Genomic DNA, 23,361 nt, shown 5'->3' with positions numbered 1-23,361 from the left:
TCGTTCTCTCGTTATGTGTGGTGTTGGTTCAGATTCGGGTCAGAGCCAGGCCGGCCCAGGTTGCGAGCAGGCCGCCCAGCACGCTGGCTGCGGCATAACCGAAAGCCAGCGGCGCCTGCCCGCTTTCGAGCAGGCGCACGGTATCCAGTGAAAAGGATGAAAACGTGGTCAGGCCGCCGAGGAAACCGACGATCAGGCCGCCACGCAGTTCGACCGGCACATACGGCCGATGCAGGAACAGCCCGTAGAGCAGGCCGATCAGCAGGCAGCCGACCAGATTGACGGCCAGCGTACCGAGATAAAAGTGGCGAGGCCAGTGGGCGGCGACCCAATTGCCGGTGGCAAAGCGCAACAGGGTACCGGCGATCCCTCCGGCGCTGACGGCGGCGACAAGGGCGATCACGGTTTTCTCCGTTGCCGGGGGCTGTTGCGGTCGAGCTCGGCCAGTTGCCGGAGCTTTTCACCGATCTTCAGTTCCAGGCCGCGGGGCACCGGCTGGTAGTACTGGCGCGGCTCGAGGTCTTCGGGGAAATAGTCTTCACCGGCGGCATAGGCGCCCGGCTCGTCGTGGGCGTAGCGATACTCCTCGCCGTAGCCCAGCTGCTTCATCAGTTTGGTCGGCGCGTTGCGCAAGTGCAGCGGGACCTCCAGCGAACCGTGTTCCGCAGCTTCGCGCAACGCAGCCTTGAAGCCCATGTACACGGCATTGCTCTTCGGCGCGCAGGCCAGGTAGGTGATGGCCTGGGCCACCGCCAGTTCACCTTCGGGGCTGCCAAGGCGCTCCTGCACGTCCCAGGCCGACAGGCACAGGCTCAGGGCGCGCGGGTCTGCATTGCCGATATCCTCGCTGGCCATGCGCACCACACGGCGAGCCAGGTACAACGGGTCGCAACCACCGTCGAGCATGCGCGCGAACCAGTACAGCGCAGCGTCGGGGTTGGAGCCGCGGATGGATTTGTGCAACGCGGAAATCTGGTCGTAGAAGGCTTCGCCACCCTTGTCGAAACGGCGGCGGGTATCGCCGAGCAGGCTTTGCAGGAGCTCGGCACCGATCTCACCGCCGTCTTCGGCCAGGTCAGAGGCGTTCTCGAGGAAGTTGAGCATGCGCCGGCCATCGCCATCGGCAGCGGCCAGGAGCATGCTGAAAGCCTCGTCGGAAAGGCTGAGGTTACGCTTGCCCAGGCCGCGCTCCTCGGTGAGGGCGCGTTGCACCAGGCGGCGCAGAGCTTCTTCGTCGAGGCTCTTGAGTACGTAGACCCGGGCTCGCGAGAGCAGTGCGTTGTTCAGTTCGAAGGACGGGTTCTCGGTAGTGGCACCGATGAAGATCAGCGTGCCGTCTTCCACATAGGGCAGGAAGGCATCCTGCTGGGATTTGTTGAAGCGGTGCACTTCGTCGACGAAGAGGATGGTCCGCCGTCCGTACTGGGCCGCCTGCTGCTTGGCGACTTCCACCGCCTGGCGGATTTCCTTGACCCCGGCCAGCACCGCCGAAACCGTCTCGAAATGCGCATCGCAGAACTGCGCCAGCAGCCGCGCCAGGGTGGTCTTGCCGACCCCGGGCGGGCCCCAGAAGATCATCGAATGCAGCGCGCCCTGTTCCAGGGCCTCGCGCAGCGGCTTGCCACGGGCCAGCAGGTGCTGCTGGCCGACGTATTCGTCCAGGCTGGCCGGGCGCATGCGCGCGGCCAGGGGCTGGGCAACCGGTTCACTGCGAAACAGGTCCATGGACGGCTAGGCGACCTCTTACTCTTTGATCACGTCCGCGCCCTTGGGCACGACGAACTCGAACTTGCTCGCCGGGATCGACTCGTTGGCCTTGACCCCGGTGAACATGATGTTGGTGCGCTGGCCAACGCTGTCGATCAACTGCATGTCGTTGATCAGGCCACCGCGGAAGGACAGGCGCAGGGAGTCGAACAGGGTGTCCTTGGTCTTGGGACGCAGAACGAAGTCCATCACCTCGCCCTGCTCTTTCGAAGTGATGTCATAGCTCTGACCGATCTTCGAGATATCGCCGGACAGCAGCAGCGCCGGGGTCTGGGTCAGGCGCTGGTCAAGCTTCTTGATGGTCGCCTGCTCCAGGTCCGGGTCCCACAGGGTGACGTTCTTGCCGTCGGACACCACCACCTGCTCCTGCGGCGCGTCGGTGTGCCAGTAGAACAGACCCGGGCGCTTGACCGCCATCTGTCCCTTGGTTTCCTGCAGTTGGGTGCCACTGGAATCCAGTGCCAGTTGAGAGAAGTTGGCGCTGATGGTCGTCGAGCGCTCGAGCAACTGGCTCAGGCGCGCCACGTCGGCGTCGGCGGCGAACACCGAGGCACTGGACAGGCTCAAAGCGGAAACCAACATCATGCGAATCAGGCGCATGGCAATCCTCGTTGCTGAATGAATGAAGCGGCGGGCGTCTTCGCCTACCGCCATTGAAGAGGGATCAGTCCCGCGCCTGCCCCGGCGCGATGACTTCGCGTGATCCATTGGTATTCATCGGGGTGACCACACCGGCCATTTCCATAGCCTCGATCATCCGTGCGGCGCGGTTGTAGCCGATCTTCAGCTTGCGCTGTACCGCGGAGATGGAGGCACGACGGCTTTCCAGGACGAACTGCACGGCTTCATCGTAGAGCGCGTCGGTCTCGGCATCTTCACCACCCTCGCCACCACCGCCGCCTTCGAAGCCGCTGCCGGCCTCCTCGACGCCATTGAGGATGTCGTCGTTGTAATCCGGTGCGCCCCGCAGTTTCCATGCCTCGACCACACGGTGAACCTCGTCGTCGGAGACGAAAGCGCCATGGACACGGATCGGCAGGCTGGTGCCGGGCGGCATGTAGAGCATGTCACCGTGACCGAGCAGTTGCTCGGCGCCACCCTGGTCGATGATGGTCCGCGAGTCGATCTTGCTCGACACCTGGAACGCCATGCGGGTCGGGATGTTGGCCTTGATCAGGCCGGTGATGACGTCCACCGACGGGCGCTGGGTGGCAAGGATCAGGTGGATACCGGCGGCCCGGGCCTTCTGGGCGATACGGGCGATGAGCTCCTCGACCTTCTTGCCGACGATCATCATCATGTCGGCGAATTCGTCCACCACCACCACGATGGTCGGCAGCGTACCCAGGGTCGGCGGCACGTCGTCCATGCTTTCGCGACGGAACATCGGGTCGTAGATCGGCTCGCCGGCTTCCTCGGCGTCCTTGATCTTGCGGTTGAAGCCTGCGAGGTTGCGCACGCCCATGGCCGCCATCAGCTTGTAGCGCCGCTCCATCTCCGCGACGCTCCAGCGCAGGGCGTTGGCGGCGTCCTTCATGTCGGTGACCACCGGGCACAACAAGTGCGGGATGCCTTCGTAGATCGACAGTTCGAGCATCTTCGGGTCGATCATGATCAGCTTGGCGTCCTGCGGGCTGGACTTGAACAGGATCGACAGGATCATGGCGTTCACGCCCACCGACTTGCCGGAACCGGTGGTACCGGCTACCAGCAGGTGCGGCATCTTGGCCAGGTCGGTAATCACCGGCTTGCCGCCGATGTCATGACCGAGGGCCAGGGTAACCGGCGACTTGGCCTCGTCGTACTGCGGCGACGACAGCACTTCGGAAAAGCGCACGATCTGCCGGTCTTCGTTGGGGATCTCGATGCCCACGGTGGTCTTGCCGGGAATCACCTCGACCACGCGCACACTGGTCACCGCCAGGGACCGTGCCAGGTCCTTGGCCAGGTTGGCGATGCGGCTGACCTTGACGCCGGCGGCCGGCTGGATTTCGTAGCGGGTGATCACCGGGCCCGGGTGGATCGAGTCCACCGAGACCTCGACGCCGAATTCCTTCAGCTTGATTTCCAGCAACTGGCCGACACCCGCCAGGGATTCGGGCGAGTAGTTGACCTTCTTCTGCTCGGCCGGGTCGAGAATCGAGATCGGCGGCAGCGTACCTTCGACGGCGCTGTCGACGAACAGCGGCACCTGCTTCTCTTTCTGCACGCGCTTGCTCGGTTCGGTGGCCTTGGCCGGCGCGGGCATGATCACCGGCGGGGTCTTTTCCTCGCGTTCGGCGACATGCCTGGCCAACGCCTGGTCACGCTCGATGATGCGCTCACGGGCCTTGGCCTGCTCGCGGCGGTCCGGCACCACCGGGGCCACGACTTCATTGACCTGCTCGTCGACCTCGCGCAATTGCGCGACCAGTTGCTTGCGCTCGTTGCGCGCGCTCCACCAGCGGCTGGCGGCGCCCTGGATCAGTTCGAAGAGGTCGAGGGTGATCTTGCCGGTGATGTCCATCACCTTGAACCACGACAGATCGGTGAATACGGTCAGGCCGAAGAGGAACAGCGCGATGAACATCAGGGTACTGCCCTGCACGTTCAGGGCGTTCTTCGCCAGGTCGCCAAGGCTCTCGCCCAGTGCGCCGCCGGCCGAGGCCGGCAGGCTCGGTGCGGAATGGAAATGGATATGTGCCAGGGCCGCGCCGGAAAGGACCAGGAACACCAGGCCGATCAGCCGCCACGAGAACAACCAGCCGCTCCACTGCCACGGCTGGTGGCGTTCGCGAAAGATCTGCCAGGTCTTGATTGCCAGCAGCAAGGGGAAGATGTAGGCGAAATAGCCGAGCACCATGAACAGGACGTCGGCGAAGAAGGCACCCGCGCGGCCGGCGGCGTTCTGCACCTGTTCGACATTGCTGGTGTGACTGAAGCCCGGGTCGGCCTGGTCGTAGCTCAGCAATGCCATCCACAGATAGAGGCACAGGGCGCCCATGGCAATCAGGGCACCTTCCTTGAGCCTGTAGTGCAACTGCTGGCGCCAGAGCGGCTGGGGGCTGGGTGTTGCTGTGTTTTTCTTCAAAACGGGTCTATTCCTGCGCGGATGCGCGTCCAACCGTGATTGACCGAGGGGCCCGGTCAACAAATCACTACTTTTAACATTACTGTCGATCCATCGCCATTGCACTCGGCGGAACGAGCCATGACAGGAGCAAATTCCAATACAACAATTTGAGCACGCATTTTCTTTTGTGACAAAGGCTTATGCGGGGTTTTTGCATGGTTGGGACAACTGCCCCGATATTAAGTTGCGCACAAGGCAGACGGCCATCATCCAAGCGCACCAGACGCGCAGGCAACGGGTTGTCCGCCGGGGCTTTTTCGAGTCATGCTGGGCGCCCTCCCCTGCCCCGACACACGCGACGGAACCCGATGCTGACCTGGCTGAACCGCAACACCCTGGATTTCCCGCCATTGGAAAAGGCCCTGCAGGAACCCAACGGCCTGCTCGCCGCCGGCGGCGACCTGCGCCCCGAGCGCCTGGTCCAGGCCTATCGCCATGGTTGTTTCCCCTGGTACCAGGACGGCCAGCCGATCCTCTGGTGGTCTCCGGATCCGCGCACGGTGATGTTCCCCGACGAGCTGCATATCTCGCGCTCGCTGCGCAAGTTCATCCGCCAAGGGCATTACCAGGTCAGCTTCGACCAGGACTTTCCCGCCGTGATTGCCGCCTGTGCCGCGCCCAGGGCCTATGCCGATGGCACCTGGATCACCGACAGCATGCAGGCGGCCTACGTGGAGCTGCATCGTCAAGGCCTTGCCCACTCCGTGGAAGTACGCCAAGACGGTGAACTGGTCGGCGGACTCTATGGTCTGGCCATGGGCCGGCTGTTCTTCGGTGAATCGATGTTCAGCCGGGCAGACAACGCTTCCAAGGTCGGTTTCGTCGCGCTGGTCGAGCACCTGCGCCAGGCCGGTTTCGTCCTGATCGACTGCCAGATGCCCACCGAGCATCTGCACAGCCTGGGTGCCCGCGCCATCTCCAGGGCAACCTTCGCCGGCTATCTGCGTCAATATCTGGACCAGCCCAATGACGCCACCTGGATCTGCACCCAGGCCGTTTGCTAGGCGAGTTTCCACAGCTGGCTTACAATTAGTAAAAATCTGCCGAGGGGTTGATCATGACTGAGCTGGCGCGGTTGAAGTTTTATGCCACTCAACCCCATGCCTGCAGTTACCTGCCTGACGAGCAGGCTACTACGCTGTTTCTCGACCCGAGCCAGCCAATGGACGCCACCGTCTACGCGGACCTGTCGGAAATGGGCTTTCGTCGCAGTGGCGACCACCTGTACCGTCCTCATTGCCAGAACTGCAATGCCTGCGTGCCGGCACGCATTCCGGCTGTGCGCTTCACGCCGAACCGGCAGCAGAAGCGTATCATCAAGCGCAATGCCGACCTGGTTGTGAGCGCTACCCGCCCCGCCTTCAACGAAGAATACTTCGACCTGTACCGGCGCTATATCGAACAGCGCCACGCCGATGGCGACATGTACCCGCCGAGCCGGGACCAGTTTTCCACCTTCCTGGTCAGGGACCTGCCGTTTTCGCGCTTTTACGAATTCCGTCTGCAGGGGCGACTGGTTGCCGTAGCGGTCACCGACCTGCTGCCAAACGGCCTGTCTGCGGTCTATACGTTCTACGAACCGGCCGAAGAGCGGCGCAGCCTCGGCCGCTACGCCATCCTCTGGCAGATCGGCGAAACCCTGCGCCTGGGCCTGGACGCCGTGTACCTTGGTTATTGGATCAAGAACTGCAAAAAAATGAACTACAAGACCCAATACCGCCCTATTGAACTGCTGATCAACCAGCGCTGGGTCACCCTGAACTGAAATCCTTGGCTTGACCTCCCTTTTTCGGGCACAATGCACGCCACTTTTTGTAGCCGGGTGCTTCTGTGGCCGGCCATAACTGAACACCGAGGGCTTTACTGCATGTCGAAAGAAGACAGCTTCGAAATGGAAGGCACTGTCGTCGACACCCTGCCCAACACCATGTTCCGCGTGGAGTTGGAAAACGGGCACGTCGTAACCGCGCACATCTCCGGAAAGATGCGCAAGAACTACATCCGTATCCTGACTGGCGACAAGGTCCGCGTCGAACTGACGCCGTACGACCTGAGCAAAGGGCGCATCACCTACCGCGCCCGCTGAAAGTCGATACGAACAAAAAAGCCCGGCATATGCCGGGCTTTTTTGTTTTTGCTGTTTTTGGGGTGAGGCTGAGGGCCCTATCGCTGGCAAGCCAGCTCCCCCAGGATTGGCGGCGCACTCGATACCTGTGGGAGCTGGCTTGCCAGCGATGAGGCCGGACCCGCCCCCACAGGATTCGAAGTCAGGCCATCTCCGCCGTGGTCTCGAAGTCGAAGACCAGTTCGCCATCGCGGATATCGACATGAACCACACCGCCATGCTCGGCCAGCTCGCCGAACAGGATCTCCTCGGCCAGTGGCCGCTTGATCTTGTCCTGGATAAGCCGGGCCATCGGCCGGGCGCCCATCTGGGCGTCGTAGCCACCGGTCGCCAGCCAGCTGCGCGCCGCGTCGGACACTTCCAGAAGAACACGCTTGTCCTCCAGTTGCGCCTGCAGTTCGGTGAGGAACTTGTCCACCACGCTCTTGATGGTATCGTGAGTAAGGCGACCGAACTGGATAATGGTATCCAGGCGGTTGCGGAACTCCGGCGTGAAGCTCTTCTTGATCACTTCCATGGCATCGGAAGAGTGATCCTGGTGGGTAAAGCCGATCGAGGCCCGCGCCGCGGTTTCCGCACCAGCGTTGGTGGTCATGATCAGGATCACGTTCCGGAAGTCCGCCTTGCGCCCGTTGTTGTCAGTCAGGGTGCCGTGGTCCATCACCTGCAACAGCAGGTTGAAGACTTCCGGATGCGCTTTCTCGATCTCGTCGAGCAGCAACACGCAATGCGGCTGCTTGGTGATCGCCTCGGTGAGCAGACCACCCTGGTCGAAACCGACGTAGCCCGGCGGCGCACCGATCAGGCGGGAGACGGTATGCCGCTCCATGTACTCGGACATGTCGAAACGCACCAGCTCGACGCCCAGCGCCTTGGCAAGCTGCCGCGCCACCTCGGTCTTGCCGACGCCGGTCGGCCCGGAGAACAGGAAGGAGCCGACCGGCTTGTCCGGCGCCTTCAAGCCGGCCCGGGACAGCTTGATTGCCGTGGCCAGCGAGTCGATGGCTGCATCCTGGCCGAACACCGTCAGCTTCAGGTCGCGCTCTAGGTTGCGCAGCAACTCCTTGTCGGAACTGGTGACATGTTTCGGCGGAATGCGCGCGATCTTGGCGACGATGTCCTCGACCTGCGGCACCTCGATGCGTTTGACCCGCGCCTCCACCGGCTGCAGACGCTGGAAGGCGCCCGCCTCGTCGATGACGTCGATGGCCTTGTCCGGCATATGCCGGTCGTTGATGTAGCGGGCTGCCAGCTCAGCAGCGGCACGCAAGGCCTCATCGCTGTATTCGATGCTGTGGTGCGACTCGAAGCGACCCTTGAGCCCGCGCAGGATACCCACGGTGTCTTCCACCGAGGGCTCGCTGACATCGACTTTCTGGAAGCGCCGCGCCAGGGCACGGTCCTTCTCGAAGATGCCACGGAACTCCTGGAAGGTGGTCGAGCCGATGCAGCGGATGTCGCCGGAGGACAGCAGCGGCTTGAGCAGGTTGGACGCATCCATCACCCCGCCGGATGCCGCACCGGCACCGATGATGGTGTGGATTTCGTCGATGAACAGGATCGCCTGGGGACGCTTGCGCAGTTCGCCGAGCAGCGCCTTGAAGCGCTTCTCGAAATCGCCGCGGTACTTGGTACCCGCCAGCAGTGCGCCCAGGTCCAGCGAATAGACGACGCTCTGGGCCAGCAGGTCCGGCACCTGGCCATCGACGATGCGCTTGGCCAGGCCCTCGGCGATGGCCGTCTTGCCGACACCGGCCTCACCTACCAGCAGCGGGTTGTTCTTGCGGCGGCGAGCAAGGATCTGCGCGACGCGCTCGACTTCGGTTTCCCGACCGACCAGCGGATCGATGCGACCCTGGCGGGCAAGCTCGTTGAGATTGCTGGCATAGGCGTCGAGCGGATTGCTCGAGGAAGAGGTTTCGCCTCCTTCCTCGTCCTGCATCTCCTGCTCGCCATCCTGGTGTTCACCATGACCTGGAACCTTGGAAATGCCGTGGGCGATGTAGTTGACCACATCGATGCGAGCCACGCTTTGCTGCTTGAGCAGGAACACCGCCTGGCTTTCCTGCTCGCTGAAAATGGCCACCAATACATTGGCGCCGGTCACTTCTCGCTTGCCGGAGCTCTGCACATGGAAGACGGCACGCTGCAGTACCCGCTGGAAGCCCAGGGTTGGCTGGGTTTCACGGTCCTCGTCATGAACGGGGATCAATGGCGTGGTGGAGTCGATGAACTCCTGCAGATCGTGTTTGAGCTTGTCGAGATTTGCCCCGCACGCACGCAAAACGGTGGCGGCGGCCTCGTTGTCCAGCAATGCCAGGAGAAGGTGCTCGACCGTCATGAACTCATGACGCTTGGAGCGCGCCTCCTTGAAGGCCAGATTGAGGGTGACTTCGAGCTCGCGGTTTAACATAGCTTCACCTCATACCCAAGTGGTCGGCGATTAACCGTCCTTCTCGATTTCACAGAGTAGCGGATGCTGGCTTTCCCTGGCGTATTGGTTGACCTGCATGGCCTTGGTTTCGGCGATGTCGCGGGTAAACAATCCGCAGACTGCCCGTCCTTCGGTATGGACGGCCAGCATGACCTTGGTCGCCAGCTCGCGGTTCAGGTTAAAGAACACTTCGAGCACTTCGACGACGAAATCCATCGGCGTGTAGTCATCGTTGAACAAAACCACCTTGTACATCGGTGGCGCCTGCAGCGCCGGCTTGGCTTCCTGTACTGCCAACCCGGAGCCATCGTCCTCATGCGATTGCGGGCGATCCTGATTGAATGTTAGTCGAATCTGGCTATGTGCATGCATGGAAAGAATTTCATCATTTCGACAGGTTAAGGTTGTGGGTTGGCCGCTGGAACCGGCGCGGATTACGGCCCGTCGCCTGACCTTGACTATCGGTAAAACGGTGTTACAACCAATAAGAACCCACCGTGGTCAATTAGATCCGCGCAGTCAACCAGGAATTTCGCAGGTTCGTATGCGGATGGAGTGGATGATACTCCAGTGATGGAGTCCTTTGCAGAGGGATATGAGGATGGCAAGCGGTAAAGTCAAGTGGTTCAACAATGCGAAGGGTTACGGCTTCATCAATGAAGACGGCAGCACCGAAGACCTCTTCGCACATTACTCGGCGATCCAGATGGATGGTTACAAGACCCTGAAAGCGGGTCAGTCGGTCATCTTCGAGGTCATCCAGGGCCCCAAGGGCAATCACGCGGTCAACATCCATGCCGCGCCCGTCACTGTGGAGGCCAGGGTCCCGACCAACTTGACAATGAACGCTTGATCCATTGCGGTATTACGAACGAAGGCCCGCCTCATTTATATGAGGCGGGCTTTTTTCTTACATGTGCTTGATCAGCGCCTCGCCGAAGCCCGACGACGAGACCAGGGTAGCCCCGTCCATCAGCCGCTCGAAGTCATAGGTCACGGTCTTGGCACGGATCGCACCATTGGTGCCCTTGATGATCAGGTCGGCCGCCTCGGTCCAGCCCAGGTGGCGCAGCATCATTTCTGCTGAAAGAATCACCGAACCCGGGTTGACCTGGTCCTTGCCGGCGTACTTCGGCGCGGTGCCGTGGGTCGCCTCGAACATGGCCACGGTGTCGGACAGGTTGGCGCCCGGGGCGATACCGATACCGCCCACTTCCGCCGCCAGGGCGTCGGACAGGTAGTCTCCGTTGAGGTTGAGGGTGGCGATGACGTCGTACTCCGCCGGGCGCAGCAGGATCTGCTGGAGCATGGCGTCGGCGATGGCGTCCTTGACGATCACTTCACGACCGGTCTTCGGGTTCTTGAATTTCATCCACGGGCCGCCATCGAGCAGTTCGGCGCCGAATTCATTCTTGGCGACCTCGTACCCCCAGTCCTTGAAGGCGCCTTCGGTGAATTTCATGATGTTGCCCTTGTGCACGATGGTCAGCGACTTGCGGTCGTTGTCCACCACATACTGCAGCGCCTTGCGCACCAGGCGCTGGGTGCCTTCCTTCGACACTGGCTTCACACCGATGCCGCAATCCTGGTCGAAACGGATCTTGGTGACGCCCATTTCCTCCTTGAGGAACTTGATGACCTTGTTGGCCTCGGGCGAACCGGCCTTCCATTCGATACCGGCGTAGATGTCCTCGGAGTTCTCGCGGAAGATCACCATATCGACGTCGCCTGGCTTTTTCACCGGGCTGGGCACGCCATCGAACCACACCACCGGGCGCAGGCACACATACAGGTCGAGCTGCTGGCGCAAGGCGACGTTGAGGGAGCGGATGCCGCCACCGACCGGCGTGGTCAGCGGGCCCTTGATGGAAACCACGTAATCCTTCACCGCATCGAGGGTTTCCTGGGGCAGCCAGGTGTCCTGGTCGTACACCTGGGTAGCCTTTTCGCCGGCATAGACCTCCATCCAGGAGATCTTGCGCTTGCCGCCGTAAGCCTTCTCGACCGCAGCGTCGACCACCTTGATCATGACCGGGGTGACATCGACGCCGATGCCGTCGCCTTCGATGAACGGGATGATCGGATTGTCTGGAACATTGAGAGAATGGTCTGCGTTGACGGTGATTTTGTCGCCGACTGCCGGAACCTCGATTTTCTGGTATCCCATGCTGCACTCCGCTTTTTCTTGGTTTGAAGTCATGCAATCCATTGAGCCTAACCCAGTTGGCGAAGAACGGAAACCTTGGCGAAAAAACCGTCACAAAGCCGAAAAAAGCTCTACATCTTTCGTCTATAAATGCTCATCCGCCATGTTCGCCTTGCTGATTAGGACCAAGGAATTGGTATACTGCGCGCCGGTGACCCAAGGGTCACTCGGGGCGAGACGTCCGCCACAGGACCCACGGCCCCGACAAGACTGAACTGTTACAGCAGTGCAGCCGTTTGACACTCGACTGATGCAACCCACCATCACAGCCTGGAATCCTCGACTTTCCGCTTATGGATGTGTCTGAGCGAAGCGCTTACCCTGCGCGCCCTACCGAGATTCCGAGCACGCTCAGCAAAACAGAGAGTTAACCCGAATATGTCCACCCGTTCGAAGATCATCTACACCTTCACCGACGAAGCGCCCGCCCTCGCCACCTTCTCCCTGCTGCCCATCGTCGAAGCCTTCACCGCTACCGCCGAAATCTCGGTAGAAACCCGGGACATCTCTCTCGCCGGCCGCATCCTCTCCGCCTTCCCAGAACAGCTCGGCGCCGACAAGCAAGTGGCCGACCACCTGGCGGAACTGGGCCAACTGGCGACCACGCCCGAAGCCAACATCATCAAGCTGCCGAACATCAGCGCCTCGGTTCCCCAACTGAAAGCCGCGATCAAGGAACTGCAAGGCAAGGGCTTCAACGTCCCCGACTATCCGGACACCGCGACCACAGACGCCGAGAAGGAAGCCCGCGCTCGCTACGACCGCATCAAGGGCAGCGCCGTGAACCCGGTCCTGCGTGAAGGCAACTCCGACCGCCGCGCCCCGCTGTCGGTCAAGAACTACGCGCGCAAGCATCCGCACAAGATGGGCGCCTGGGCCGCCGATTCGAAGTCCCACGTCGCTCACATGAGCAGCGGCGACTTCTACGGCAGCGAAAAGGCCGCCCTGATCGAAGCCGATGACAGCCTGCGCATCGAACTGCTGGGCAAGGACGGCTCCACCACCGTCCTCAAGGAAAAGACTGCCGTCAAGGCTGGCGAAATCATCGACTGCGCCGTGATGACCACCAAGGCCCTGCGCGCCTTCGTCGCTGCCGAGATCGAAGATGCCAAGGCCCAGGGCGTGCTGCTGTCGGCGCACCTGAAAGCCACCATGATGAAGGTTTCCGACCCGATCATGTTCGGCCAGATCGTCGCCGAGTACTACGCCGACGCCCTGAACAAGCACGCTGCGGTCCTCGAAGAGATCGGCTTCAACCTGAACAACGGCATCGGCGACCTGTACGCCCGCATCAAGACCCTGCCGGCCGAGCAGCAGGCGCAGATCGAAGCCGATATCCAGGCCGTCTACGCCGTCCGTCCAGCGCTGGCCATGGTCAACTCCGACAAGGGCATCACCAACCTGCACGTGCCGAGCGACGTGATCGTCGACGCCTCGATGCCGGCGATGATCCGCGATTCGGGCAAGATGTGGAACGCCCAGGGCGAGCTGCAGGACACCAAGGCGCTGATCCCGGATCGTTGCTACGCGACTATCTACCAAGCCGTCATCGAAGACTGCAAGAAACACGGTGCCTTCGATCCGACCACCATGGGCAGCGTGCCCAACGTCGGCCTGATGGCACAGAAAGCCGAAGAATACGGCTCCCACGACAAGACCTTCCAGGCCAAGGCCGACGGCACCATCCGCGTCCTGGACAGCAAGGGCAACCTGCTGCTGCAACAGGAAGTGGAAGCGGGCGACATCTTCCGCATGTGCCAGACCAAGGACGCGCCGATCCGCGACTGGGTCAAGCTGGCCGTCAACCGCGCCCGCGCCAGCGCCACCCCGGCGATCTTCTGGCTCGACCCGCAACGCGCCCACGACGGCGTGCTGATCGAGAAAGTGCAGAAGTACCTGCAGGACCACGACACCACCGGCCTGGACATCCGCGTCCTGGCACCGGTCGAGGCGATGAAGGTTTCCCTGGAGCGCATTCGCGCCGGCAAGGACACCATCTCGGTCACCGGCAACGTGCTGCGCGACTACCTGACCGATCTGTTCCCGATCATGGAGCTGGGCACCAGCGCCAAGATGCTGTCGATCGTTCCGCTGATGAACAACGGCGGCCTGTTCGAAACCGGCGCTGGCGGTTCGGCACCGAAGCACGTCCAGCAACTGGTCGAGGAAAACTTCCTGCGCTGGGACTCGCTGGGTGAATTCCTCGCCCTGGCCGCTTCCCTGGAGCACCTGGGCAACGCCTACGCCAACCCGAAAGCCAAGGTACTGGCTGCCACCCTCGACCAGGCCACCGGCCAGTTCCTGGACAGCAACAAGTCCCCAGCGCGCAAGGTCGGCGGTATCGACAACCGCGGCAGCCACTTCTACCTGACCCTGTACTGGGCCCAGGCACTGGCTGCCCAGACCGAAGACACTGCCCTGCAGGCACGCTTCGCTCCGCTGGCCAAGACCCTGACCGAGAACGAAGCGACCATCGTCGCCGAGCTCAACGCAGTTCAGGGCAAGCCAGCCGAAATCGGTGGTTACTACTTCACCGACGTCGAACTGACCAGCAAGGTGATGCGCCCAAGCCAGACCTTCAACAACGCGATTGCCGCGCTGTAAGAACGCCAGCTTGAAGCAATGAAGGAAAACCCCGGCCACGCACCGGGGTTTTTCTATATCAGCTACACGCCGAACCCTGTGGGAGCTGGCTTGCCAGCGATGACTATGGTGAATTCACTGCAGTCATCGCTGGCAAGCCAGCTCCCACAGGGTTCGGCGCCATCAAAGGACCGAACATGACCTGGCAACCCCACATCACCGTCGCCACCGTCGTCGAAGACCAGGGCCGCTTCCTCTTCGTCGAGGAGTTCAAGGCCGGCAAGCATGTCTTCAACCAGCCCGCCGGGCACCTGGAGGCCAATGAAACCCTGCTCGAAGCGGCCTTGAGGGAAACCCTCGAAGAAACCGCCTGGGACGTCGAGCTGACCGGCGTGGTCGGCATCTATCTCTACACCGCCCCCAGCAACGGCGTGACCTACCAGCGCATCTGCTTCGCCGCCAGGCCCGTCAAGCACCACGCCGAACGGGCCCTGGACAGCGATATCGTGCGCGCCGTGTGGCTGACCCGCGAAGAACTCCTGGCCGACCCGCAACGCTGGCGCAGCGAACTGGTGCCGCAATGCCTCGATGACTACCTCGCCGGGCCGTTGCACAGCCTCTCGCTGATCCGTAACTGAGCGCGCCTTTCGCCTTGCAGGGCGCAGCCTGATAGAATCGTCGTCTTTTTCCAGATACGCATCCCATACCTATGTCCGAAACAGCTCTTCCAGCTCCCGAAAAGACGCGCGTCATCGTCGGCATGTCCGGCGGCGTGGACTCTTCCGTTTCCGCCCTCCTGCTGATGGAGCAGGGCTACCAGGTGGAAGGCCTGTTCATGAAGAACTGGGAAGAGGACGACGGGACCGAATACTGCACCGCCCGCGAAGACCTGGCCGACGCCCAGGCCGTGTGCGACCGCATCGGCATCAAGCTGCATACCGCCAACTTCGCCGCCGAGTACTGGGACAACGTCTTCGAACACTTCCTCGAAGAGTACAAGGCCGGACGCACGCCGAACCCGGATATCCTCTGCAACCGGGAAATCAAGTTCAAGGCGTTCCTCGACTACGCGCTGTCCCTTGGCGCCGACCTGATAGCTACCGGCCACTACGTGCGCCGCCGCGATATCGATGGCCGCACCGAGCTGCTCAAGGGCCTGGATCCGAACAAGGACCAAAGCTACTTCCTCCATGCCGTCGGCGGCGAGCAGATCGCCCGCACCCTGTTCCCGGTGGGCGAACTGGAGAAGCCGGAAGTCCGCGCCATCGCCGAGAAACACGGCCTGGCCACGGCGAAGAAGAAGGACTCCACCGGCATCTGCTTCATCGGCGAGCGCCGTTTCAGCGACTTCCTCAAGCAATACCTGCCGGCCCAGCCCGGCGAGATCCAGACCACCACCGGCGAAGTCATCGGCCGCCATCACGGCCTGATGTACCACACCATCGGCCAGCGCCAGGGCTTGGGGATCGGCGGCTTGAAGGATGCCGGCGACGAACCGTGGTACGTGCTGGAAAAGGACCTGGCGCGCAATGTGCTGGTGGTCGGCCAGGGCAATGAACATCCATGGCTGTTCTCCCGCGCCCTGCTCGCCTCGGAAATCTTCTGGGTCAACCCGATCGACCTGTCGGCGCCGCGCCGCCTCACGGCCAAGGTGCGCTACCGCCAGAGCGACCAGGACTGCACCCTGGAGCGCACCGGAACCGGTTATCGGGCGGTATTCGACGAACCGCAGCGGGCCGTCACTCCCGGCCAGTCGGTGGTGTTCTACGACGGCGATATCTGCCTCGGCGGCGGCGTGATCGAAATCGCCGAACCGTGGAGCGCCCGCGAATGAACCAGACCCAGGAGCAACTGATCGCCCTCGGCGGCGTGTTCCAGGCCGCCGTGCTGGTGGACCGCATTGCCCGCACCGGCACCGCCAGCGAGGCCGATGTCGGCTGCATGCTTGGCAGCCTGCTGGTACGCGACCCCAAGGACACCCTGGAAGTGTTCGGTGGCGACGATCTGAACCTGCGCGACGGCTACCGCGCCCTGGCCAGCGCCCTGGAGCGTGACCCCGGCAGCCTGCAGCGCGAACCCCTGCGCTACGCCCTGTCGATGCTCGGCCTGGAGCGCCAGCTGGCCAAGCGCGGCGACATGCTGGAAACCATCGGCAACCGCCTGCCGCAGATCCAGGCCCAGGCCGACCACTTCGGCCTGGTTCACGAAAACGTCATCGCTTCCAGCGGCGCGCTGTACCAGGATACCTTGAGCACCCTGCGCCAGCGCATCCAGGTCCATGGCGACATGCGCCATCTGCAGCAGACCAACAATGCCTCGAAGATCCGCGCCCTGCTCCTGGCCGGCATCCGTGCCGCGCGCCTCTGGCGCCAGCTCGGCGGGCATCGCTGGCAACTGGTGTTCAGCCGCCGCAAGCTGTTGCGCGAGCTCTACCCAATGCTTCGCGGCTGATAAATACCTTTTGTCAGCCACCCGACCCGGGCGTGATTTTCATGTATGATATGCGCCCTCTTAAAAGCCTGACTGTCCGAGAACACCCCATGCAGCTCTCCTCGCTCACTGCGGTTTCCCCTGTAGACGGCCGCTACGCCGGCAAAACCCAGGCCCTGCGCCCCATTTTCAGCGAATACGGCCTGATCCGTTTCCGCGCCCTGGTCGAAGTCCGCTGGCTGCAGCGTCTGGCTTCCCACCCGCAGATCGCCGAAGTCCCGGCCTTCTCCGCCGAAGCCAACGCACTGCTCGATGGCCTGGCCAATGAATTCGCCCTTGAGCACGCCGAGCGCGTCAAGGAAATCGAACGCACCACCAACCACGACGTCAAGGCCATCGAATACCTGCTCAAGGAGCAGGCAGCGAAGCTGCCGGAACTGGCAAAGGTCAGCGAGTTCATCCACTTCGCCTGCACCAGCGAGGACATCAACAACCTGTCCCACGCCCTGATGCTGCGCGAAGGCCGCGATACCGTGCTGCTGCCGCTGATGCGCCAGATCGCCCAGTCGATCCGTGAGCTGGCCCACCGTTTCGCCGAAGTGCCGATGCTGTCGCGCACCCACGGCCAGCCGGCTTCGCCGACCACCCTGGGCAAGGAACTGGCCAACGTGGTCTACCGCCTGGAGCGTCAGATCGCTCAGGTTGCAGCCGTACCGCTGCTGGGCAAGATCAACGGCGCCGTGGGCAACTACAACGCCCACCTGTCGGCCTACCCGCAGATCGACTGGGAAGCCAACGCCCGCGCCTTCATCGAGGACGAGCTGGGCCTGGTGTTCAACCCCTACACCACCCAGATCGAGCCGCACGACTACATTGCCGAGCTGTTCGACGCCATCGCCCGCTTCAACACCATCCTCATCGACTTCGACCGTGACGTCTGGGGCTACATCTCGCTGGGCTACTTCAAGCAGAAGACCGTTGCCGGCGAAATCGGCTCCTCGACCATGCCGCACAAGGTCAACCCGATCGACTTCGAGAACTCCGAAGGCAACCTGGGCATCGCCAACGCCCTGTTCCAACACCTGGCCAGCAAACTGCCAGTTTCCCGCTGGCAGCGCGACCTGACCGACTCCACCGTGCTGCGCAACCTCGGTGTCGGCTTCGCCCACAGCGTGATCGCCTACGAAGCCAGCCTGAAAGGCATCGGCAAGCTGGAAATCAACACCGCGCGCATCGCCGACGACCTGGACGCCTGCTGGGAAGTCCTGGCCGAGCCGATCCAGACCGTGATGCGTCGCTACAACATCGAAAACCCCTACGAGAAGCTCAAGGAGTTGACTCGTGGCAAGGGCATCAGCCCGGAAGCCTTGCAGACTTTCATCGAAGGCCTGGACATGCCTGCCGAGGCTCGCGAAGAGCTGAAAAAGCTCACCCCTGCCAGCTACATCGGCAACGCTGCCGAGCAAGCCAAGCGCGTCTGATCCACACCCCGCGTTTTAACGCCCGGCCGAGCCGGGCGTTTTTATTCCTGAAAGAAAATTGTCTTTTTTCAATAGGTTAACCATGAATCCTGATATCCCACTGCAACTTCTCGGCGGTTTGACTGCGCGCCAGTTCATGCGCGACTACTGGCAGAAAAAACCGTTGCTGGTCCGTCAGGCCTTTACCGATTTCGAAAGCCCCATCGATGCCGACGAACTGGCCGGCCTCGCCCTGGAAGAAGAGGTCGAGTCGCGACTGGTGCTTGAACACGGCGAAACCCCGTGGGAGCTGCGCCGTGGCCCGTTCACCGAAGACACCTTCGGCACCCTGCCGGAACGCGACTGGACCCTGCTGGTGCAGTCGGTCGACCAGTTCGTCCCGGAAGTCGCCGAGCTGCTGGAGCACTTCCGCTTCCTGCCGAGCTGGCGCATCGACGACGTGATGATCAGCTTCGCCGCACCAGGCGGCAGTGTCGGCCCCCACTTCGACAACTACGACGTGTTCCTGCTCCAGGGCCACGGCAAACGCAACTGGAAAGTCGGGCAAATGTGCAATAGCGACAGCCCGCTGCTGGAACACGCCGACCTGCGCATCCTCGCCGACTTCGAGCAGAGCGACGAATGGGTACTGGAGCCGGGCGACATGCTCTACCTGCCACCGCGCCTGGCCCACTACGGCGTTGCCGAAGACAACTGCCTGACCTACTCGGTCGGCTTCCGCGCGCCAAGCGCCGCCGAGGTGCTGACCCACTTCACCGATTTCCTCGGCCAGTTCCTGACCGATGAAGAACGCTACAGCGACGCCGACGCCCAGCCGGTCAGCGACGACCCGCACCAGATCCAGCATGACGCCCTCGGTCGCCTGAAGTCCCTGCTCAACGAACACATGGGCGACGAGCGCCTGCTGCTGACCTGGTTCGGCCAGTTCATGACCGAGCCGCGCTATCCGGAACTGGTCAGCGGTGAAGAACTGAGCGAAGAAGAGCTGGTGGACAGCCTGGAACAGGGCGCGATCATCATCCGCAACCCGAGCGCACGCCTGGCCTGGTCCGAGGTGGACGATAACCTGCTGCTCTTCGCCAGCGGGCAGAGCCGCCTGCTGCCGGGCAACCTGCGCGAACTGCTGAAGCTGATCTGCTCGGCCGACGCCTTGCATATCGACAACCTGGCCGACTGGCTGGGCGACGAAGTCGGCCTGGAACTGGTTTGCCAGCTGGTCAAGCAGGGAAGCCTGGGGTTCGCCAATGAATAAGATCAAGGTCCGCCTGGCCGACTGGCACAAGGACAATGCGGACATCCGCCGCATCCGCGAGGCAGTATTCATCGCCGAGCAGAGCGTACCGCCGGAACTGGAATGGGACTCGGACGACAACCAGGCCATCCACTTCCTGGCCATGGAAGACGACTACGCCATCGGCACCGCCCGCCTGCTGCCAGACGGCCAGATCGGTCGGGTATCGGTACTCAAGGACTGGCGCGGCCTGAAAGTCGGCGATGCGTTGATGCAGGCGGCGATCGTCGAAGCGCAGAACCGCGACCTGCGCCAGCAGATGCTGACGGCACAGGTGCATGCCACGGCATTCTACGAGCGCCTGGGGTTCCGGGTGGTCAGTGAGGAATTCCTGGAAGCGGGCATTCCTCATGTCGACATGGTGCGCGACTCGAAACCGTTGTGACCCCAATCGCTGGCAAGCCAGCCCCCACAGGGATCGTGTACACCGCACCCTGTGGGAGCCGGCGTTGCCAGCGATGAGGCCCGCAAATCCACAGCAAATCCTCCCGACCGCAAACAATCTTTGCCATCATGTCCACTCCACCCGCGGAGATCATGGACATGCCGCTACGCCCCCTGCTCGCCTCCCTGCTTCTGGCCTTCAGCCTCAACGCTGTCGCTGCCACCGAAGTCCTGCCCCTGAACCACCGCACCAGCGCGGAAATCCTGCCCACGGCCCAGGCCTTCATCGGCAGGGACGGCACGGTCAGCGCCTTCGAGAACAAACTCATCGTCAAGGCCGAACCCGGCAAGATCGACGAACTTCGCACCCTTCTGCGCGATCTGGACACAGCTCCGAAACGCCTGCTGATCAGCGTCGACAACGACGACAGCCATTTTCAGGACAGCCGTGGCGATGCCCGGATAATCCACTACGGCACCGCCAATCGCGACGGTGGCCTGCAGCAGGTCCAGGCCAGCGAAGGCACTCCCGCACTGATCCAGATAGGCCAGAGCATCCCCATCACCAACACCCAGACCGATAGCTACGGCCGCCTGCAAAGCCAGACCGAGTACCGCAACGTCACCCAGGGCTTCTACGTCACCGCCAGCGTCTCGGGTGAAACCGTTCACCTGGCCATCAGCACCAACAATGACCGGATGAGCCAGGAACGTCCCGATGTAGTGAAAGTACAAAGCACCGACACGAAAGTCACCGGCAGGCTGGGTGAGTGGCTTACCCTGGCAGGATTCAATCAGCAGAGTCAGGCCAACCGCTCTGCTTCGGACATCTCCTACTCCACCCAACGCGGTGAAAACATGACTTTGCGGGTAAAAGTCGATGTTCTGGACTGAACCCAGAGAAATCAAGGCCTCGACCAAAGGCCTTGAAACTGACTAAGGAGTCGCATTAGACCAAAGATGTAGTGGAGTGAAAAAACCACTACAAAACATTTGACGCCCTCGGATCGCAGAGGCATGATGGCCCCGCTCCCGCTAATCAGGGGCCCTGGCAAGGGCCTTCGGGTCGCGCTTCGATCTACCCCCGAGGCCGATTCGTGTCTGTACAGCCCACAAGGCGCGTTGGACGTGATCACGACTGGAACGAGGTTGTCCCGAGGGACGGAAGCGCATCAAACGGTACATGGCACACCCTGATCGAAGCAGCACGGCAACCACGAGCCAACCTGCCCGACGGACGCCCGCACCTGCTCACTTCCCCTCCGAGCCCCATCGTTCACCGTCGCGATTTCGCCCGACCGGACTGATTCAACGCCAGCGCCCCTGAGCTGCGAGCATTCGGTGCTGCCCCTGTACGACACAGCGCAGCCGACAGAGCGAACACTTTTCACCAAGACCTATGCGACGAGGTTTATTTCCATGGCACTGACACGCGAACAGCAAATTGCAGCCCTCGAAAAAGACTGGGCCGAGAACCCGCGCTGGAAAGGCGTGACCCGTACCTACACCGCTGCCGATGTCGTCCGTCTGCGTGGTTCGATCCAGCCAGAGCACACCCTGGCTCGCCTGGGTGCGGAAAAACTGTGGAACCTGGTGACCAAGGGCGCACACCCGTCCTTCCGCCCTGAGAAAGATTTCGTCAACTGCATGGGCGCCCTGACCGGCGGCCAGGCAGTACAGCAGGTCAAGGCCGGCATCCAGGCCATCTACCTGTCCGGCTGGCAAGTGGCTGCCGACAACAACTCGGCCGAATCCATGTACCCCGACCAGTCGCTGTACCCGGTGGATTCGGTTCCGACAGTGGTCAAGCGCATCAACAACTCGTTCCGTCGCGCCGACCAGATCCAGTGGAAAGCCGGCAAGAACCCGGGCGACGAAGGCTACATCGACTACTTCGCGCCAATCGTGGCTGACGCCGAAGCCGGTTTCGGTGGCGTACTGAACGCCTACGAGCTGATGAAGAACATGATCGAGGCAGGCGCCGCTGGCGTTCACTTCGAAGACCAGCTGGCTTCGGTGAAGAAGTGCGGCCACATGGGCGGCAAGGTACTGGTTCCGACCCAGGAAGCCGTACAGAAGCTGACCGCAGCCCGCCTGGCAGCCGACGTTGCCGGCGTACCGACCATCATCCTGGCCCGTACCGACGCCAACGCCGCTGACCTGCTGACCAGCGACTGCGACCCGTACGACCAGCCATTCGTGGTCGGCGACCGTACTCCGGAAGGCTTCTACAAAGTCCGCGCCGGCCTGGACCAGGCGATCGCCCGTGGCCTGGCCTACGCTCCATACGCCGACCTGATCTGGTGCGAAACCGCCAAGCCGGACCTGGACGAGGCCCGTCGCTTCGCCGAAGCGATCAAGAAGGAATACCCGGACCAGATCCTGTCCTACAACTGCTCGCCTTCCTTCAACTGGAAGAAGAACCTGGACGACGCGACCATCGCCAAGTTCCAGCGCGAACTGTCGGCCATGGGCTACAAGCACCAGTTCATTACCCTGGCTGGTATCCACAACATGTGGCACGGCATGTTCAACCTGGCGCACGACTACGCCCGCAACGACATGACTGCCTACGTCAAGCTGCAGGAGCAAGAGTTCGCTGACGCTTCGAAGGGCTACACCTTCGTCGCCCACCAGCAGGAAGTCGGCACCGGCTACTTCGACGACATGACCACCGTGATCCAGGGTGGCAAATCCTCGGTAACCGCCCTCACCGGCTCCACCGAAGAAGAGCAGTTCCACTGATCTGACCGATCGGTGACTTTCGGGTAACACCTGCGGCCCGGGACCTGTGATGGGGTTCCGGGCCGCGGCTTTTTGCCTCACTCCTATGCAAAATTCACGGCTATGCTTGCCCGCACAGCACCGGACAAGGAGAGGCCATGACCCGCCCCGCAGCGCTTTGCACCTTTGCCGTAGCCGCCTGCGCGCTCTATATATATGCAGTGAACAGCGGCGCCACCTGGCTGGCCTTCGCGAGCAAGCCGGTGCCCGTGCTGGCCATGACCCTCTGGCTTTTCGACGCACCCGCCGGAACCTATCGGCGCTGGATCCTGATCGGCCTGGGTTTTTCGATCCTGGGCGACCTGGCCCTGGCCTGGCCAGCCGACCTGTTCGTCGTCGGTCTCGCCGCCTTCTTTTGTGCGCACCTGGCGTACCTGCGCGCCTACCTGGATGACCAGCGCAAAACCGCCCCGTGGGCGCTATTGATCGCTGGCACCTGCGGCATCGGGCTATTCACCCTGCTGGCCTGGCACGACCTGGGTGACCTGTTGGTGCCGGTGGCGGCCTATGCCCTGGTCATCAGCGCAATGCTCTGGCGCGCCCTTGCCTGCGCAGGCTTCGCAGCCATTGGCGCCATCAGCTTCGTACTGTCGGACAGCCTGATCGGCATCGACCGTTTCGTCAGGCAGTTCGGCGCAGCGCCCACGCTGATCATCCTGTTCTACTGGCTCGGGCAATGGGCGATCAGCGCTTCGGCGCAGCGCCAGCAATCCACCACACCCTTGACCCATGACCGGACGCCATCGACAAAAAGCGTCTAGAAC

At 62.3% G+C, this 23,361-nt stretch carries 21 protein-coding genes; 14 read left to right on the top strand and 7 right to left on the bottom strand.

The window, feature by feature from the left end; all coding sequences use genetic code 11:
- Positions 1–28 precede the first annotated feature (28 nt).
- The 4 genes from crcB to ftsK form a co-directional block, all read right to left on the bottom strand.
- Positions 29–403 carry a fluoride efflux transporter CrcB gene (gene crcB, locus N7650_RS05370; protein ID WP_009397604.1) on the bottom strand — a complete coding sequence of 125 codons (375 nt, stop codon included), beginning with the start codon at positions 401–403 and terminating at the stop codon, positions 29–31.
- Positions 400–1,725, bottom strand: coding sequence for a replication-associated recombination protein A (locus N7650_RS05365; protein ID WP_009397605.1), 1,326 nt, complete (start codon positions 1,723–1,725; stop codon positions 400–402). Before N7650_RS05365 ends, crcB begins: the two co-directional genes overlap by 4 nt.
- A gap of 18 nt (positions 1,726–1,743) precedes the next feature.
- Complete coding sequence (lolA, locus tag N7650_RS05360; protein WP_009397606.1) at positions 1,744–2,367, bottom strand: outer membrane lipoprotein chaperone LolA; 624 nt, start codon at positions 2,365–2,367, stop codon at positions 1,744–1,746.
- A gap of 64 nt (positions 2,368–2,431) precedes the next feature.
- On the bottom strand, positions 2,432–4,837 hold the full coding sequence (ftsK, locus tag N7650_RS05355; protein ID WP_279897295.1) for a DNA translocase FtsK: 2,406 nt from the start codon (positions 4,835–4,837) through the stop codon (positions 2,432–2,434).
- A 350-nt stretch (positions 4,838–5,187) separates the two neighbouring features.
- On the opposite strand from ftsK, the gene aat reads away from it, so the two are divergent.
- The 3 genes from aat (at position 5,188) to infA (ending at position 6,965) form a co-directional block, all read left to right on the top strand.
- Positions 5,188–5,883, top strand: a complete 696-nt coding sequence (gene aat / locus N7650_RS05350) for a leucyl/phenylalanyl-tRNA--protein transferase (protein WP_279897294.1) — start codon at positions 5,188–5,190, stop codon at positions 5,881–5,883.
- Between the two features lie 53 nt (positions 5,884–5,936).
- Positions 5,937–6,644 (top strand): arginyltransferase, encoded by a 708-nt coding sequence (locus N7650_RS05345; RefSeq protein WP_279897293.1) that lies wholly within the window; start codon positions 5,937–5,939, stop codon positions 6,642–6,644.
- Positions 6,645–6,746: 102 nt separating this feature from the next.
- Complete coding sequence (infA, locus tag N7650_RS05340; RefSeq protein WP_002553999.1) at positions 6,747–6,965, top strand: translation initiation factor IF-1; 219 nt, start codon at positions 6,747–6,749, stop codon at positions 6,963–6,965.
- Positions 6,966–7,146: 181 nt separating this feature from the next.
- On the opposite strand, the gene clpA is transcribed toward infA, so the two are convergent.
- Both clpA and clpS read right to left on the bottom strand, forming a co-directional pair.
- Positions 7,147–9,417, bottom strand: a complete 2,271-nt coding sequence (clpA, locus tag N7650_RS05335; RefSeq protein ID WP_279897292.1) for an ATP-dependent Clp protease ATP-binding subunit ClpA — start codon at positions 9,415–9,417, stop codon at positions 7,147–7,149.
- A 30-nt stretch (positions 9,418–9,447) separates the two neighbouring features.
- Positions 9,448–9,810, bottom strand: a complete 363-nt coding sequence (gene clpS, locus N7650_RS05330) for an ATP-dependent Clp protease adapter ClpS (RefSeq protein WP_009400967.1) — start codon at positions 9,808–9,810, stop codon at positions 9,448–9,450.
- 229 nt (positions 9,811–10,039) lie between these two features.
- On the opposite strand from clpS, the gene cspD reads away from it, so the two are divergent.
- Positions 10,040–10,291: a cold shock domain-containing protein CspD gene (gene cspD, locus N7650_RS05325; protein ID WP_037060661.1), complete on the top strand. Its 252-nt coding sequence runs from the start codon at positions 10,040–10,042 to the stop codon at positions 10,289–10,291.
- Positions 10,292–10,348: 57 nt separating this feature from the next.
- On the opposite strand, the gene icd is transcribed toward cspD, so the two are convergent.
- The gene (icd, locus tag N7650_RS05320; protein ID WP_009400972.1) at positions 10,349–11,605 is read right to left on the bottom strand and encodes an NADP-dependent isocitrate dehydrogenase; all 1,257 of its coding nucleotides are present in this window, start codon (positions 11,603–11,605) and stop codon (positions 10,349–10,351) included.
- Positions 11,606–12,022: 417 nt separating this feature from the next.
- Between icd and N7650_RS05315 the strand changes: the two genes are divergently transcribed.
- The 10 genes from N7650_RS05315 (at position 12,023) to N7650_RS05270 (ending at position 23,358) form a co-directional block, all read left to right on the top strand.
- Positions 12,023–14,248: an NADP-dependent isocitrate dehydrogenase gene (locus N7650_RS05315; RefSeq protein ID WP_279897291.1), complete on the top strand. Its 2,226-nt coding sequence runs from the start codon at positions 12,023–12,025 to the stop codon at positions 14,246–14,248.
- 176 nt (positions 14,249–14,424) lie between these two features.
- Positions 14,425–14,865, top strand: coding sequence for an NUDIX hydrolase (locus N7650_RS05310; RefSeq protein WP_064303264.1), 441 nt, complete (start codon positions 14,425–14,427; stop codon positions 14,863–14,865).
- 71 nt (positions 14,866–14,936) lie between these two features.
- Positions 14,937–16,061: a tRNA 2-thiouridine(34) synthase MnmA gene (mnmA, locus tag N7650_RS05305; RefSeq protein WP_279897290.1), complete on the top strand. Its 1,125-nt coding sequence runs from the start codon at positions 14,937–14,939 to the stop codon at positions 16,059–16,061.
- Positions 16,058–16,678 carry a high frequency lysogenization protein HflD gene (hflD, locus tag N7650_RS05300; protein WP_064303262.1) on the top strand — a complete coding sequence of 207 codons (621 nt, stop codon included), beginning with the start codon at positions 16,058–16,060 and terminating at the stop codon, positions 16,676–16,678. The genes mnmA and hflD overlap by 4 nt, the downstream gene beginning before the upstream one ends.
- Positions 16,679–16,767: 89 nt before the next feature.
- Positions 16,768–18,138, top strand: coding sequence for an adenylosuccinate lyase (purB, locus tag N7650_RS05295; protein ID WP_009400977.1), 1,371 nt, complete (start codon positions 16,768–16,770; stop codon positions 18,136–18,138).
- A gap of 82 nt (positions 18,139–18,220) precedes the next feature.
- Positions 18,221–19,390 (top strand): cupin domain-containing protein, encoded by a 1,170-nt coding sequence (locus N7650_RS05290; protein WP_009400978.1) that lies wholly within the window; start codon positions 18,221–18,223, stop codon positions 19,388–19,390.
- A complete protein-coding gene (locus tag N7650_RS05285; RefSeq protein ID WP_279897289.1) occupies positions 19,383–19,814 on the top strand; it encodes a GNAT family N-acetyltransferase in 432 nt (143 codons plus the stop codon). The genes N7650_RS05290 and N7650_RS05285 overlap by 8 nt, the downstream gene beginning before the upstream one ends.
- A gap of 158 nt (positions 19,815–19,972) precedes the next feature.
- On the top strand, positions 19,973–20,707 hold the full coding sequence (locus tag N7650_RS05280; protein WP_279897288.1) for a secretin N-terminal domain-containing protein: 735 nt from the start codon (positions 19,973–19,975) through the stop codon (positions 20,705–20,707).
- Positions 20,708–21,232: 525 nt separating this feature from the next.
- A complete protein-coding gene (aceA, locus tag N7650_RS05275; RefSeq protein ID WP_064303259.1) occupies positions 21,233–22,558 on the top strand; it encodes an isocitrate lyase in 1,326 nt (441 codons plus the stop codon).
- 137 nt (positions 22,559–22,695) lie between these two features.
- Positions 22,696–23,358 (top strand): lysoplasmalogenase, encoded by a 663-nt coding sequence (locus N7650_RS05270; protein ID WP_279897287.1) that lies wholly within the window; start codon positions 22,696–22,698, stop codon positions 23,356–23,358.
- Positions 23,359–23,361 lie beyond the last annotated feature (3 nt).

Source organism: Pseudomonas sp. GD04058, from assembly GCF_029836855.1.
GTDB lineage: Bacteria > Pseudomonadota > Gammaproteobacteria > Pseudomonadales > Pseudomonadaceae > Aquipseudomonas > Aquipseudomonas bharatica.
Note: the sequence above shows the minus strand (reverse complement) of the source record. Positions and strands in the feature narration are given on the sequence as shown.